Annotated in this window: 13 protein-coding genes; 2 read left to right on the forward strand and 11 right to left on the reverse strand. The window is 33.3% G+C overall.

What is annotated here, in order from left to right; translation table 11 throughout:
• Positions 1-34: 34 nt before the first annotated feature.
• The 3 genes from Q4503_RS08305 to Q4503_RS08315 are packed head-to-tail and all read right to left on the reverse strand — an operon-like array spanning position 35 to position 3,731.
• A complete protein-coding gene (locus Q4503_RS08305) occupies positions 35-1,057 on the reverse strand; it encodes a hypothetical protein (RefSeq protein ID WP_303601966.1) in 1,023 nt (340 codons plus the stop codon).
• Positions 1,058-1,103: 46 nt separating this feature from the next.
• Complete coding sequence (locus tag Q4503_RS08310; protein ID WP_303601967.1) at positions 1,104-2,297, reverse strand: aminotransferase class V-fold PLP-dependent enzyme; 1,194 nt, start codon at positions 2,295-2,297, stop codon at positions 1,104-1,106.
• 12 nt (positions 2,298-2,309) lie between these two features.
• Positions 2,310-3,731, reverse strand: coding sequence for a hypothetical protein (locus Q4503_RS08315; RefSeq protein ID WP_303601968.1), 1,422 nt, complete (start codon positions 3,729-3,731; stop codon positions 2,310-2,312).
• A gap of 122 nt (positions 3,732-3,853) precedes the next feature.
• Here Q4503_RS08315 and Q4503_RS08320 point away from each other — a divergent pair, with 122 nt between their 5' ends.
• Positions 3,854-4,810: a polysaccharide deacetylase family protein gene (locus Q4503_RS08320; protein ID WP_303601969.1), complete on the forward strand. Its 957-nt coding sequence runs from the start codon at positions 3,854-3,856 to the stop codon at positions 4,808-4,810.
• Positions 4,803-6,023: a glycosyltransferase gene (locus Q4503_RS08325; protein WP_303601970.1), complete on the forward strand. Its 1,221-nt coding sequence runs from the start codon at positions 4,803-4,805 to the stop codon at positions 6,021-6,023. The genes Q4503_RS08320 and Q4503_RS08325 overlap by 8 nt, the downstream gene beginning before the upstream one ends.
• A gap of 4 nt (positions 6,024-6,027) precedes the next feature.
• Here Q4503_RS08325 and Q4503_RS08330 read toward each other — a convergent pair whose 3' ends face one another.
• From Q4503_RS08330 to Q4503_RS08365, 8 genes are all read right to left on the reverse strand, one after another.
• Positions 6,028-7,983 (reverse strand): hypothetical protein, encoded by a 1,956-nt coding sequence (locus tag Q4503_RS08330; protein ID WP_303601971.1) that lies wholly within the window; start codon positions 7,981-7,983, stop codon positions 6,028-6,030.
• A gap of 48 nt (positions 7,984-8,031) precedes the next feature.
• Positions 8,032-9,225 carry a glycosyltransferase gene (locus tag Q4503_RS08335; RefSeq protein WP_303601972.1) on the reverse strand — a complete coding sequence of 398 codons (1,194 nt, stop codon included), beginning with the start codon at positions 9,223-9,225 and terminating at the stop codon, positions 8,032-8,034.
• A complete protein-coding gene (gene asnB / locus Q4503_RS08340; RefSeq protein ID WP_303601973.1) occupies positions 9,225-11,108 on the reverse strand; it encodes an asparagine synthase (glutamine-hydrolyzing) in 1,884 nt (627 codons plus the stop codon). The genes Q4503_RS08335 and asnB overlap by 1 nt, the downstream gene beginning before the upstream one ends.
• Before the next feature lie 138 nt (positions 11,109-11,246).
• Positions 11,247-12,380 carry a hypothetical protein gene (locus tag Q4503_RS08345; protein ID WP_303601974.1) on the reverse strand — a complete coding sequence of 378 codons (1,134 nt, stop codon included), beginning with the start codon at positions 12,378-12,380 and terminating at the stop codon, positions 11,247-11,249.
• A gap of 26 nt (positions 12,381-12,406) precedes the next feature.
• Complete coding sequence (locus tag Q4503_RS08350; protein ID WP_303601975.1) at positions 12,407-13,933, reverse strand: MBOAT family protein; 1,527 nt, start codon at positions 13,931-13,933, stop codon at positions 12,407-12,409.
• 168 nt (positions 13,934-14,101) lie between these two features.
• Positions 14,102-14,281, reverse strand: a complete 180-nt coding sequence (locus Q4503_RS08355) for a hypothetical protein (RefSeq protein WP_303601976.1) — start codon at positions 14,279-14,281, stop codon at positions 14,102-14,104.
• Positions 14,282-14,373: 92 nt separating this feature from the next.
• The gene (locus Q4503_RS08360) at positions 14,374-15,549 is read right to left on the reverse strand and encodes a glycosyltransferase family 4 protein (RefSeq protein ID WP_303601977.1); all 1,176 of its coding nucleotides are present in this window, start codon (positions 15,547-15,549) and stop codon (positions 14,374-14,376) included.
• 88 nt (positions 15,550-15,637) lie between these two features.
• Positions 15,638-16,549, reverse strand: a complete 912-nt coding sequence (locus tag Q4503_RS08365) for a glycosyltransferase (protein WP_303601978.1) — start codon at positions 16,547-16,549, stop codon at positions 15,638-15,640.
• Positions 16,550-16,553 lie beyond the last annotated feature (4 nt).

Genomic DNA, 16,553 nt, shown 5'->3' on the forward strand with positions numbered 1-16,553 from the left:
CATCATAGTAAACCACCATGCGACATAACTTAAATTATTTTCTATTTCCAACAACGCTTATAGAGTTAATAAGTTGCTTTAACTCTGAAATTTCTGGTAGATAGGGATATGCCTTAAGCCTTGCATCTTCACGACTAATATACCAAGGATTTTTCTTACTAAATTCATTAGGATATAAAAAGTCACCGACAATAGTATTATCATATATTTCAACAGTGTTTGCTTGTTTATGCATAATAATCACATTGGCTTTTTCTCTATCTAATAATAGAAGATTATTTCTAATTACTATTCTATTAACCTCAAAATTATTTTTTACTTTTTCTAACCCATAAGAAATCAATTGGCTATTCGAGCTATTATTCCCTTGTTGTAAAATACTATCTTGTATGATTAATTCCCCGTAATTTGCAACATCAATTAATCTACTATCTTTAGCATCGAGTGATGCTAGAATACTATTTTTTACAACTGTTTTTCTAGAACGCGACTTTAAGCCACTTCCTTCTTTACCTGTTGACAATACTTGAGAATAACTAAAATAAAACTCTCCTACATTGGCATAAATAGCATGAGCATACCCTCTACCGGTTGCTTTTCCACCTAATCGCTCGAATTTAGAAAATTCAACATGTAAAAAACCTTCGTAATTATGAGAGGTCATAATGCCTGATTGGCTATCATGAGCATACAAGTTACGAACGGTTAAATTTTTCCCTTCAAAACGAATACAAGCTCCATTATGATCACGCACACTTATATTTTGGCACTCAATACTCTCAACAAGAACATTATCACCAGAAAGAACTAGCGCTGCTTTACCATCAACAGCAGCATCATCAAAAATGACATTATCCTCACCTATTATACTGATATTATCCTCTTTTATATAAACCCCTTGAGTATAGATACCTGCTTTTAAGTAAATTTGGCTACCATCAACAATTGCTGATTTAGCTTCCTCTAAAGAAAAAAATTCTTTGCCATCAACAAATACATGCTCTGCATTACAATAATGAACAGTCATAAATAAAAGCATTGCAAAAATATTCTTCATAATTACCTACAATATTTACACTCAAAGAATGGATATTAACTTAATTTTATTTAACCAAGTTAATAAAATTAGCTACTCCTTTAATCGCTTGTTCAATTTCATCTTTCGTATTATACAGCCAAAAGGATAACCTTATAGAAGCACCTACATTGTAAAAATCATGCAGAGGCTGAGCACAATGAAAGCCTGAACGTAAACAAATACCATATCTATCACTCAAACCTCGCGCAACAATATGAGGAGAAATACCAGGTAATGTTAAGCTAAATGGACCTTGCAGCTTGTCTATTCCTCCAATAACATTCACTAATGGTAAATTCTCGCGTAGGCATATGCTTGTATATTCAGATAAAGACTTAAAATGAGATTCGACATTATCCATGCCTAAGTCTAACAGAAATAAAATAGCTGCCTGTAAACCCACAACACTTTCTATTGCTGGCGTACCTGCCTCAAACTTCCACGGCGAATTCTTAGCTTCAATACTATGTTGAGTGACACTTTCAACAGTAGAGCCACCATGCAGCCAATAGTCCATTTCTTCTAATAGCTCGGCTTTCCCAAAGAGTACTCCAACTCCCGAAGGAGCACCCAATTTATGACCACTAAACACTAAAAAATCACATTGTATTTTAGCAACATCGATTTGGGTATGAGGAATAGATTGAGCACCATCGATCATTACTTTTGCGCCTGACGAATGACACATATTAACGAGTTTTTCTAAATCAAGCATATAGCCTGTTACATTTGAACTATGCGCTAAACTAACTAGAGCTACATCTCCTTGTGACAATTCTTGCTCTAATTCAAACCAGTTAATATCGCCATTGTCATCAAGACTTAACCGATGCACATCATGCTCCTGCCAAGGTAAATAATTTGAATGATGCTCACCAACGCTAGAAATGATCCGTCCTTTACCCGAAAAAGCTTTAGCAACTAGGTTTAGTCCTTCCGTCGTGTTCCTTAAAAACACAATTTCATTTGCTTCTGATCCAATAAAAGCGGCAACTATATCTCTTGTACTTTCATATAGTTCAGTGGCCTCATCACCTAAAAAATGCACAGAACGGTGTATATTAGCTGTTCTATTGGTTAACACATCTGTAACTGCATCAATGACACATTGTGGTTTTAAAGCAGTGGCTGCGCTATCTAAGTAGATAAGTGGCTTTCCGGTAGGCGTTACTCTTTCCAAAATAGGAAATTGTGCTCTTATTCCTTTAATATTTTTCAAAATCATCCTTAATTATCTTTTATTTCTAGTTTTAACCGATAAGAATTTGCCACTTTGCTCTGGCAGAATAAATTCACTAATTTTTATAACAGGAGGCTTAGGTAATTCAAGTAAAACTTGAAGTTGTTCTGATAGCTTTTTTGTATCGAAATCATTTAAACATACAATAACAACTTTAAAAATTTTAGGGGTAATGATTTCTAACTGAAAGTTAATAATATCGGAAAATTGAAAAAAAACATTCTGAATCTCAATAGTCGTTAGATATTTTCCTGATGGTAAATTAAAGCACTCCTGTTTTCGTCCTAAAATTTCTATTTTTCGAGGCAAGCTATTTTTATTGTCATATTCAATAACCTTAGCGATATCACCAATTTCATATCGAATAATTGGCATAGCATAATTATTAAGATCGGTAACAACAACTCTACCAGGTGTATTTAATTCAGCATATTCACCTGTGCTATCGAGCACTTCCAAGCATACCATAGCAGAATAAATATCAATTACATGAGAATCAGACATTGTACAGCCAATAGATCCTACTTCACCCGTGCCATATACATTAATATATTTAGCTTGAAAAACACGCGTAATACTTTCAACTAGCGCTTCTCCTGCCAAGCCACCATAAGGTAGAAGAGTTTTAACATCAGGAAATATAAGTTGTCGTTGTTCTGCACGTTTAGCTAGCCACAAAAGAAAATGAGGTAGCGCTCTAATAATTCGTACTTTATTTGCAATTATACTATCTAAATACGGATCTAATTGTTGGCACATTTTCTCCCAAGGAGCGGAATCTATAGGCATTAACACTTGACGATTTAACATAATTTGCCGTTCAAACCGACCGCGTAAATCTGACAAGGTAGAAGGTGTAAATAATTTATTATTTTTGAAAGCCCACCAAAAAAAACCACCTATAGGCTCTGGTCCTTGATCAGAGAAACCACAGACAACATTACAAGCACTAGGGGGAATATCAACAGATTTATAACCCAGCGCAGACCCTGTTGCGAGTTTAAGGTTCAAATGCTCTGCTGCCCTTAGATAATCCCTTTTTACAAAGTCGACAACTACAGTCATTCTACCGGTAGTACCTGCTGAAGATAAGTATTGCCAATCCTCAGTACGATTTTTTGCAGTAACTTGATCTGGAAACCCTTGAGCATAAGTACTTTTTTGTGTGATAGGAATAATTCTGAGTAATTGGTAAGTCGTTAAACCTGGTTTTGCTTTGATTTTGTTAGCCCAAAATTCAGTATTATCAACGGCATGGTTTAAGATGTTTTCTAACTTTAACTCTTCTGCAGTATATGTGGATTTTGAACGAGTAAGGAAATTAAGCATCTCTTTATAAAGAGACCAAAAATGAGTTTTTGAGCACTTTTCAAAAAGAGGTATGAAAATATTAGAGAGAAAAAAAGTCATCATGAAACCTATATCCCTTTATTTATATAATATTTACATCTAGCCAATTGTAAATATTACTCGATAGATTAAACTGAATACTATTAAAAACAAAAAACTGTTATTAAAAGGATATAACTTCCTTCATGTTAAACCTACTATTATCGATAATTTATTGCCGCTCACGAACAAAGCTAAAAGAAAATCCCTTAGCAATTTTATATTATCATCATGTTTTTGAAACAAAAAACCAATATCATCCAGATGATATTATTGCAGTTGAATTTGATAAGAAAATAAAGTTTCTTAGTAAGTATTTTACTATATTATCATTACCAGATGCCATGAGGTTGCTAAAAACCAAGCGCCTTCCCCCTAAAGCTTTAGTTATTACCTTTGATGATGGTTATCAAGATAACTTTACCATAGCGGCCCCCATATTAAAAAACCATGCATGCCCCGCCACATTTTTTATATCAACCCGTGGTGTAGAAGAAGGTTACTTATGGAACGATGAAGTTGAACAGTTAATAAAAAACACGACAAAAAAAGTAATATCAAAAGATATTATTGGTGAAAAAATAACAATTAACAACAATGATGAAAAAAAACAGGCATTTGAGCTATTACTTAGCAAATTAAAATTCTTAAGCGATAATAAAAGAACATTACAATTAAAAAAACTTGCGGATGAACTAGGAAACATTGAATTTAAGCGTACTATGATGACAGAGCAACAAATTAACACATTGCATAATGACGGATTCACGATAGGTGCTCATACCCATAGCCATACCATTGTATCAACTGAAACAAACGAAAATTGCCGAGCTGAATTATTAACCAATAAACAAAAACTTGAAAGCATAATAAAAAGCCCTGTGGACTATTTGGCTTTTCCCAATGGTCTGTATGGTCGAGACTTTCAAAAAAGTCATTGTGACACAGCAAAAGAATTAGGCTTTAAAGCTGCTTTTTCAACCAATGATGGTGGCGCTATAAGCACCAATACAATATGGGAAATCCCTCGATTTATGCCTTATAGAAAACAACATTCTTTATTTTCTCTTTCCATAGCCAAAATAGCAGGCGAACATGTCTAAAACAATATTAATGATTGCATTTGAATTCCCACCAAGTAATGGCGCATCTGTACCGAGAATAGAAAGCTTTTATCGATACTTAAAAGCATGGGGATGGAAAGTTATCGTACTAACTGCTAAACCTCATGCCTATGTAAATAAAGATAATACTTATACAGACAGCACTGATGATTTGATTTTCAGAACTACTGCTTTAGATGTTCAACGTCAATTGTCGTTCAAAGGTAAGTACCTTGAAGTAATGGCAACACCTGATCGTTGGGGGTTAACATGGATCCCTTCAGCAATAGCAAAAGGACGTACATTAATAAAAAAATATCAACCTGATGTTATTTGGTCGTCCTCACCAATACCTAGTACTCACTTCATTGCTAATAAGCTATCAAAAGGATCACACATTCCTTGGGTAGCCGATTACAGAGACCCTTTTCATTACATGAATGGTACCGCTGGCAAGTGGTTAGACAAATTCCATAAACGAATAGACCAAACAACCTTAAACAACGCCTCTCATATAACGTTTGCGACATCAGCGGTTAGAGATCTATACGAACAAAAGTACCAAGAAATAATTACAAAGAAAAATACGGTAATTGAAAATGGTTACGATGAAGCGAATTTTGAAAAACTAGCGACATTAAAAAATAAAGCGACACCTTTTGCAGAGCAAAAGTTCACTTTATATTATAGTGGTGTTTTATACGCCAATGGCCGAGACCCTGTACCTGTTTTCAACGCAATATCAAGATTAAAAGCATTAGGTCACATTTCAAATAATGATTTTGAACTGATTTTTCAAGGTGCAGGCAACGGTGAGGACTTTAACGACCTCATATCAGAACTTAACATACAAAATATGGTTAAGTTTATTAGTCCGGTGCCCTTTTTAAACGCCTTAAATAATATGATTAACGCAGATGCATTATTACTTATTCAAGATAAGCGCTTTAACAAGCAAATACCTGGTAAAATATATGAATACTTAAGAACCAACAAACCGCTACTAGTAAAAGCAGACACTAATGGAGAAACCTATAAGCTAGCTACTCAGTTTAAAAATGTTCATATAGGGAATACTACTGAAGAAATACAATCATCAGTATTAACCTTAATACTAAAAGACAAAATTATAAGCGAAAGAAGCCTTGATAATTATAATAGAAAGGGAAAAGCTAAAATTTTAGAAAGTCTTTTGATCAAACAGATTACTTAGTAGGTTATCGTAAATAATAATCAATAATTTTTATGTTATCGGTAGGGGCGTCATGACCGTCCCCTTTATTATATGGCCAACGAGTGCCTATGTGTTTACCTAATTTTGATACATCCTTAACAGCAAAAAATACTTTTTTATAATTATTTTCAACTTCATCTGGTAACTCAAACCGAGTCCAAACATTAGATGTCCAACCATTAGATCGTCTTAATAAATACTCACTATTCTCTCCCGCAACCTCTATGCCACTATAGAACATAGGTTTAATAAGTGTTGCTGCATAGAAATTATCATTGGTAATAGGCGCTGTAGACCAACGAACTTCAAAAGTAGAATTCATGTCATCATTATATTGTTGATAAGACTCATCATGAAAACCTATTTCCCATACGTCTTTACTTTTCCAGTAACCTATCCACAATGAAGTGATAGATTCATCATTTTGCTCGGTTTCAACCATATCATTAGAGCTAAAGTAATTTAACTCATCAATATTAAAACTAGTTTTAACGCTTTGCTGCTCTCTGATCTCAAAATAAAAACGGCTAATCTGCTCAAAATAATTTTTTTGATATGACTCCTGAGGAGGATTATTCTGAAGTGTACCTTTACCTCCTCTTATATGTTGAGGATGTTGGTCTAATAAAACATGTATCCAAGCACCAGGATTTATAGCTAAATAATGGTAGTAATGCTGATTACCTTTACCTTCATACGGACAACCATCACCAGTGCCATAAGCAGGCTCATTTGTTTCCCAACACAAGTAAGTGCCTATATGGAAATTATTACCAATACTTTCTTTACCGCCATCATCATTTAACTCCTTCATACCTTCGGTTTTCAGATAAAAACTCATTCGATCTGTTTTAGCATTGGTTATACCACGATCCGATAAAGGCTTTCCATCATACCAAACCCACCAAGTACTACGATGATCGGTGCTATTAGCTGTTTCTGTTACTTGTAAGCTACCACCTATACTAGTTGACGGACTAATATCTATAGTATCAATTAAAGCAGTATTATCTTTACCGTAATCCCCTTTATTAAAAGAACGCCCCCCCCAACCCCATTGATATTGTTCTCCGCCACCAATAGGTCCATCATCGTTTAGTAACCACCCTGGGTTGCCGTAAGCAATATCATTATGCCAAGTCCAGCCATCGAATAATTTCTGTGAGCCCTCATTCCAATTAAGCAAAGTATTATACTGACTTACAATAGGTATATCATTTTCATAATTAGGAAGAACATCCACTACAAATTTTTTACTGCTTGCTGTGCCATCGGTACTATTCGCTTCTATTTCAATTTCATGGGCTAATGCCTGCTGTGCATTAATTATACTGCCGTTTGCAACCGTTACTACACCTGAACCATTATCAACCTTAAATCTTCCAGCGCCATCTTCCAATAGCTTATAAGCCACACTATCTTTAACGTCTATTGCATTCGCTGTTATTCCTACCTCTACTCCATTTTCAACACGTTCTGCAATCTCATTTGGTAGAAGGTTTATATCAATTATCCCGCTGATAGATAATTTCTCAGTGCTTACATCGATAGTAAATTCTTGTGTATTCTTTTGACCATCTTGATCAGTTGCCTGTACATTGATAGTGTGATTAGCTAACAGAGACCCATTAAACAAAAGATAATCAGCTACATACACTACACCACTATTTTCATCAATTGAAAATCGTCCTTCTGCAGAATCAAGCATTTGATACGTAACTGTCCCAGTACCTTCAGCATATACAGTAATTCCAACATTAACATTATTCACTAATATGGAGTCATTTACTTGATTAGGAGACAAATCTTGATCAACAAGTTGGCTTAGCGAATTATTATCGTAACTTACTTTATTGGCCAGCTGAGGTGTATCTTCACTGCCGCATGCCTGTAAAAACAAGCAGAGCATTGTGAATAATGCAGTTAAGATAATTTTCAAATTTAGCATCAGGTAATATTTCGTGTGAGTTAAATAGCTTTGCTTTGTTTAGTTTAGTACATCCATAACTTCTTTCGCACACCAATCCCAAGTATACTTTTTAAATACTAATGCCTGTTTATTACGATCATGCTCACTAGATAATAAATCAATAAGGCGATTAGTTATTTCATTTTGATTTTCATTCTCTACATAATACCCCAGATTATCTTCACTTGTCATAATTTCAGGCACACTACCTACATTCGTTGCCACAGCTGGCGTACCACAAGCTAATGCTTCGGTTAATACATTAGGACTTCCCTCTCCTCTACTTGACAAACAAAACACATCCGCAGCATTGTACCAAGTAATCAATTCGCTATTAGCAACAGCACCAACAAAGACCACCTGTTCTTGTAAGTTATGTTGTTCAATAAACTGATTAAGCTCTGTACGGTAATCACCTTCTGGCCCTTGAGACCCTAAAATATAAAACTTAGTGTTTTCTAAACCTTTCGTGGCAATTATTTTCTCTAAGCCTTTAATAACCAAGTCAAAACCTTTACGATAAATAAGTGCACCAACACCTAGAATAATTTTTTCATTTAATGGCAAATTTAATTTTTCACGACATTCTTTTTTATCTAAATAATAAAACTTATTGGTATCAACACCGTTTCTTATGACCGTGGTTTTATTAGCCGTTTCAGCCAACTCATTAGCCGTTTGTGCCATTTCCTCGCTAAGAGAGATAACTTTATCTACTTTTTTAAGATAATAACTAACAATGTGCTTACGTAAGCCGGAATCTTGAAGATGAAATGCCTCCATACCACGTAAAGTAACATTAAAAGGAATATCAAATTTTTTCGATAGCCATGCCCCGGTAGGTAAATCAGGAAAGGTCCAATGTAAATCAATTAAATCAAAATCGGCCGGTAACGTTTTAACTATTGACCATACTGCCCGTCGATAACTAATAACCTCTAATGATTTTAAATGTCCTGGAATTGAAAAAAAACGCGGGTGATAAACATGTACTCCAAGAAGCTCTTCTTGCAACGGAATTTTTTGCAAACCTTTGAATTTATCAATATGCTTATGGACAGGAGAATCAGCAATCGGGTTAATTACCGTAATATCAGCATATTTACTCATCGCTTTTAAACGGTTTAATACAAAAATACCGTGATTCGGTTGTTCACTATTAGGAAATAAATAGCTAATCGCTAATATTTTTTTTCTTTTTATATTAGCCATTAGTCCGTATTCTTCCTTAGCCACTCTTCTAACACCACTAATTGCCATAATGTTTTATGGTGGTCAAACTTATCATTATTATGCTCTTGAATAAGTTGTTCAATACGCGATTTTTTAAAAAACTGATGTAACTTAGTTTCAGCTGATAACAATAAATTTTCAGCGTAATCTCTCAATTCATTTTGAAACATTAATTTAAGTGGTGTAGGGAAACCCATTTTTTTACGATAAATAATGTCGTTGGGTAAAATACCTTCCATCATTTTCTTTAATGGATATTTGCCTTCGCCTTTTTTAATTTTATGCTTACTTGGAATAGTCGCCGCAAATTCAACTAAACGATAATCTAAAAATGGAACTCGTAATTCAAGCGATGCGGCCATACTCATGCGATCAGCTTTAATTAATAAATCGTCTACCAACCAAGTTTTCGTATCAAAATAAAGCATTTTACTTAATGCATCGGCTTTTTTTGTTTTTTCAAAAAGGCTTTTGGTGTAATCACGGCTTGATACTTGTGAGTCTTGTTCAATTTCAGCTTTAAATTCGGGTTTATAAAGCGCTTCTTTTTCATGGTCAGGGTAAGTAGACATACCTTTATAACGTTGTTCTATGGGTAACGTAGCCATGGTTAAGTACTTAGATATTTTATGGCTCTTACCTAACACCTTATTCGACACACCAGCAAAAAAATTACTGCCAGTTTGCCCGACTACGGCACGATATTTATCTAAGACATTCATGTATTGATATAAGTCATAACCTGCAAATATTTCATCTGAACCTTCACCTGACAAGGCAACGGTTACTTTTTCTTTTGCTAACTTAGCAACAAAGAATAATGAAATAGCTGCCGCTTCAGTAACAGGCTCATCCATTAAAGAAATGTATTCAGGAATAAATTCTTTAAATTGTGCCGGTGTTATTTTTATCTCGTGATGATCTGTGTTAAATTTATCGGCAATAATTTGTGCATACGGTGTTTCATCAAAACCTTTACCAAAGTCATAACCTATAGAAAAAGTTTTTAATGGCTCTGTAACTCTATCAGCAAGTAAACCAACAACTGCACTAGAGTCGATACCACCACTGAGGAAAATACCTAAGGGCACGTCACTGCGTAAACGTAAATCTATAGCGCTGTCTAATAATTTTTTACTACCATCAACATAATAATCAAAACCTTTATCATCACTATTATTAGCAAACGATAAGTCCCAGTATTGTTTGATAGAAAAACTACCGTCTTTAAAAATACCATAATGTCCTGGCATTAAACGCTTAATACCTTGGTGTAAGGTGTTTTCACCTGGGATATAACCAAAGCTCATGTAACTATCGATTAATTGCACATTGAGTGCAGGCTTTTTATCTAGACCTTTTAAAATAGCTTTGGTTTCAGACGCAAAAATAAATTCTTCATCACTTTGAAAATAATAAACAGGTTTTATTCCTAAACGATCACGCGCTAGAAATAGCTCTTTTTTATTACCATCCCAAATAGCAATGGCAAACATGCCATTAAAATGTTTTAAGCAATCAACCCCATATTCTAAATACGCTTTAAGAACAACTTCAGTGTCGGCACCGGTTTCAAAGGTGTAACCTTTAGTTTCTAGTTCCGCACGTATTTCAAGGTAGTTATAAACTTCACCATTGTAAGAAATAACACAGTTATGTGCCGCTTCAACGCGTGGTTGATGACCAGCGGGTGTAGGATCAAGAATACTTAAGCGTAAATGTGCTAAACCTATTTTTTCTTCATCATCAAACCAAAGACCGTTACTGTCAGGACCACGATATGGCATAGTATCGCGCATAGCCTTGAAACGATCTTTGTCGATTGTTCCATTAAAATTAATTTTTCCTAAAATACCGCACATTTTAATAAATTACCTTTATCACTTATGATTTTTCATTACTTAAATGAAAATGAAAACCTTAATGCTGTTAAAATATAAGGTTTAATATAAACACTTTTATTAAAGTCGATTGTGTTTAAAAATCAACTACATCTTATTTTATTGAGATTTAAAGGTTTCAGCTAATAACTTCAGATCAAATTCTTTTGCTTTTTTTTCCAATAATAACAGCTGAGTATTATAATTATGAGCATTCATTATAGATTTTTTAATCATAAAATCATTTAAAAATATTGAATTAAACTCCGCACTATAATGGGTTAGATCTTTGTAATTCGAAATATCTTCAACAAAATCATGATCGTTAAACCAATATAAATCTATATTCTCATAATTATCCGAATTTAAAGCCACTTTTTTCACAAACGCTTTATAGTCATCAAATTCATCTCTATTTGTCTGGTAATCAATAGCGTATTTAGCGAGAGAATACGCAGGAAAAAATAATATAAACTTTGTATTCGGATGGTTCCTGACTAATGGAAGAATATACCGACTAAATTGCTCATAGTCATATAAACCATCTACATTAGTCATTCTATTTAATTTTTTATCTAAAATTAATTCTGCTTCAATAATACTATCGATAGAGACTTTAACTTGAGCATTATTTTTATATCTTTCCCATTTATCTATACCTCCAAACCGGCTATTATGGCTTTTAAGAGATTGCCACTCGGTTAACTCACCTATGCTTTTACGTGTTTTTTCTTCAGGGCATTCTCCTAAAACAACTGCTGACACTTTATTATTAAAGAAAGAATGACAGCTAACATAAGGCAGGTATTTCGAATTTGTATAGAGTGTTAAATCATCAAGATAGCTATCATTATATAAATATGACCACGCATCGAGAGGCACTCCCTTATTTCTTTGTAAATCGGTTGCACCATCTAAACTTATAATTATGGTTTTCATGTCATGTTCAGCTAAGAGGTATTTTAAAATAATTTCTCGTTCTTTTAATAGCCCTCCAGGAAGAGACAAATTTACAAAACCACCACCAAGAAGCTCGCTAGCTTCACCCACATTAAAGTTTTCAGCCATGCTGGTACCAACAATTGCAGAATCAAATGATGTATTATTTATAATACCTGCGGCTTGAAACCGCATTTCCTTGATATAAAACTCTTTATCAACAAGCTCAACTTTACTAATTGATATTGGATCTATAATAATCAAGATCAACATATGTGAAATGACTAAAAGAAAAAAAGTGGTTACTGAACTCAAGAATAGTTTCTTATACATAGTCAACATCAAAAATTAAAGTAAAGAAATTCCGCATCGGAACTTAATTGGGTAAAAATATAATAAAGACAAAAACCTGTCATCACTCCCGCCATCTTCATTTGTAAACTTGAGAATATAATTTTTTGTTTATTATGATAATCAATAAATTGCTGGCAGTTAGGAAAATATAAAGCAAAAATAAATAATAATAATATCCATTTAATACCTTCACCTAAATCGGCTTGTGACCCTTCAAACATTCCAGTAAACCGTACATTAAAATAATCAAAAGAATTGCCCAACATTGGTCCGAGACTTTCAGGTAGTGAAATACCGTGTCCGCCAAACATTGCATACATCATATGATTAGCGCTATTTACGCTATCTGCTCTAAAATACACCCAACCAACAATTACCGCTAATAATGTTAATACTTTAGCGAAAGATGCTTCTAAACGGCCTACCTTATTAGGTAAATTAAACATACCAAAACGAAGCTTTCTCCATGCATGATTTATTATCAAATATGTACCATGTAACATACCCCAAATAACAAATGTCCATCCTGCTCCGTGCCATATACCACCCAATAACATTGTCAAAAATAGATTAACGTAACGTCGGATATTTCCTTTCCTACTGCCACCTAAAGTAATATATAAATAGTCACGTAAAAAGCGAGAAAGTGTAATATGCCAACGCCGCCAAAATTCAATAATATTTTGTGATTTATACGGCGAGTTGAAATTGATCGGTAATTGAATACCAAACATCAGCGCAACACCAATAGCCATATCTGAATATCCAGAAAAGTCAAAATAAAGTTGTAATGTGTATGCTAATGCCCCACCCCATGCTGAAAATAAAGTTAATGCAACTCCTGCCTCTGCTTCTGAAAAAACTGGCGATGCATATACCGCAATACCATCAGCTAAGATGACTTTTTTAAACAAGCCTACGGTAAAAATAATTAAACCAAATGCTAGCGATTGATAATTAATTGTATATATTTTACTGTTGGCAAATTGAGGCATCATTTCTTTATGATGAACAATTGGGCCAGCTATAAGTTGAGGAAAAAAGGTAACGAATAAACAATACTGTAAGAAATTAAATTCTTTAGTTTCATGACGATAAGAGTCAACTAAAAATGCTATTTGTTGAAATGTAAAAAATGAAATGGCAAGTGGTAACAATATTTTTTCTAAATGATAAGTTGAACCTATTGACCAATTTAACTGTTCAACAAAGAAGTTAGCATACTTAAAATACCCTAAAAAGGCTAAATTAGTTATTACGCCAACCCACAATAATAGCTTCCTATAGGCTGGTTTTTCTCCGTTACTTAACATAGTCCCAAACGCATAGTTAAACAGCATTGAAAATAAAATTAAACCTAGGTATGCGGGGTTCCACCAACCATAAAAAAATAGAGACGTTAACACCAACCAAGACATCGCCACTTGATGTTGGTTACGTTTACCTATATAAAAAAATACAAATAGTGTAATAGGTAGAAAAAGGAAGATAAATTCAAAAGAATTAAAAAGCATGTAATTCCTTGCCAGAGTAATGGTTTTATAGTAGGAGTGGTGCAGATTATTTACCGCTACTTTTCCAGAAAATAAGCCACTAGGTATTCATTAATTAAATGATAATATTAAACTCATTTTATTAATTTTCATTTATCTAGTTATAAAGTGCAAATTGAAACAAGCCTGCTATTTCTCTTTGCTTAGATTTAATAATAGAATAACCTTTAATATCAAAGCTTTTTCAGCCTCATCAAACCAAAGGCCGTTACTGTCAGGACCACGATATGGCATAGTATCGCGCATAGCCTTGAAACGATCTTTGTCGATTGTCCCATTAAAATTAATCTTTCCTAAAATGCCGCACATAATACTTTCAATTTCCTTTAAAAGAAGCTAACTTCATTAATTGTTCTTTACAAATTTTATTCGTCGTTTCGATAGACTAATCAATATACAGGCTACACTTCTTGAAAAAGTTTTATATAAGAAGATGATACTGTCTTACTACTATAACGATTATCTATTGTGGTCGAGAAGTTTTCAACTAATGAATTAGTATCATATTTATTTGTTAAAAATTTTATTAGTTCTTGATACCAAACCTGAGCAGTATTCTCGGTTATTAATATACCATCGTTAACAGAGGACAGAATTTCCTTCACTCCTCCTACTGCATGAGCCATTATTGGAATATTTAACCAACCTGCTTCAAGTAAGACTAGACCAAAGGGTTCATCCCTAGATGGTAATAAAAACAACTCGGCCTTACTTAAAATTTGCATTACATACTTATGATTAAGATTGGTATAAAAAACGATTTTATCAGATAGCCCTAGCTGATTGACTAGACTCTGAAGTTCAATTAAATAGTTGGTTTTCCTACCAATAAGTATAAGCTGATGATTATGATCTGGATAATTTTCATTTAATAATTGAAAAGCATGAATCAATAGATCCTGTCCTTTTTTAGGCTCAAATGTCGCTATATTAACAAAATAAGGATTCATTAATGATTTATTTTCATTAATAGGGAATGAATAGTTTTTTATTTTCTCGCTATCAATCCCATTAGGTATCACTACTATTTTTTCACTATATAAATTAGATTTTTTAATTAATCTTTCTTTCATTGATAAAGAACAAACAACTATTCGGTAAACAAGTCTAGAAAAAGATTTTAGTACCTTTTCTGTTGTCATTATATGTAATTGGTCGATATCAGCCCCATGAAAACTAAAAACCAACCTAATTTTAAATAACTTACAAATGTTTAATAAACTCAATACATTCGCAGTGGGAAAGTGAACATTAATTACCTGAACATTATGCTTCTTAATTACCCTATACCATTGAAAATACATTCTAGGCTTTTGAATTAAGATATACTTTATTTTTTTTATATATGAATTACAGCAACTTATATCTATCGTGGGTATTCTGATAACTTTATATTCTTTGTTATCATCATCGTTAGTCTTCTTTTGCCAATTATTAATATGTAATATAACATTATAAGGAGAGTCTAATAATACAAATTCGCTAATGAGACCTTTAACAACAGTATTTACACCACCTTTGATATAAAGCTCCCAAGGAATAGATATAATCACTGTTGGCTTGGTGTATTTTGTCATGTAATTAACTCCTTAACCCCTATTATTCGAATAGTCTGTAGCGAAAAAAGTCATTAATTGCAAAAATATTACCTAAACTGTACCTAATTTATATTAATGTCTTTACCTTATTAACTAAAAAGTGCCTAGTAGACAATACATAACGTTTAAAACCATAGAAACGTGATAGTGATAAAAGGTGATAACGCCAAGCTTTTGACCATTTTCCTTCTTCCATACACAAAACAGCCAATTGATGCTCCATATCAATTTTTTTAGCTTCTATAATATTATGAATTTTGCTTGGTAAATTCATCTCTAATAATTTAAACAAATAATGATACTGACCTTCATAATACTCAAAACTATGCGACAACGACCCACCAGTTTCATTGATAATGAAACAAGGTGAATTTACTAATCTTAGATTCTTATCACAAGCAATTTTAACTGCTAAATAGCTCCATTCGGCATATTTTGCGTAATCATCAAAATATTCTTGCCCTATAGAAGATGAACGGAAAACTCCAGAACAACTAGCAAGCCAATTTCCCCTTTTTTCAAAAAGTGAGATTAATGGATCCTTATTAAACATTTTTACTTGAACATCATTTAACATTAAACTTTTTTCATTACTTGTATTTTTTCTATACCCATTTCCAATAACTACATCTATAGCTTTAGACTCTTTTATAGCGCCTATTCTTTTTTTAATAGAGTCATCGATGAGTTCATCATCATCATCTAAAAAAGAAAAATAATCCGTATCTACAATTTTCCTTGCATACCTAAGCGCTTCAGGAAAATTACCTAGTGATAAATAGTGACACTCGATATTAGGGTGGCTTTCAAGTTCAGTTCTTAAAGAAGCATCAAACTTATTTCCATTAATAATAATGACTAGTTTCACACCTACTTGGGAGAGCACACTTTTAATTGCATCTCTTATAGAGTTTTTGCGTTTTTTTTCTGCAGTGGTCGCAATAAATACGGTTAATTCAATATTATCTTCTGAAATCATAAAA

The sequence above is a fragment of the Colwellia sp. 6_MG-2023 genome (assembly GCF_030547765.1).
Taxonomy (GTDB): Bacteria; Pseudomonadota; Gammaproteobacteria; order Enterobacterales; family Alteromonadaceae; genus Colwellia.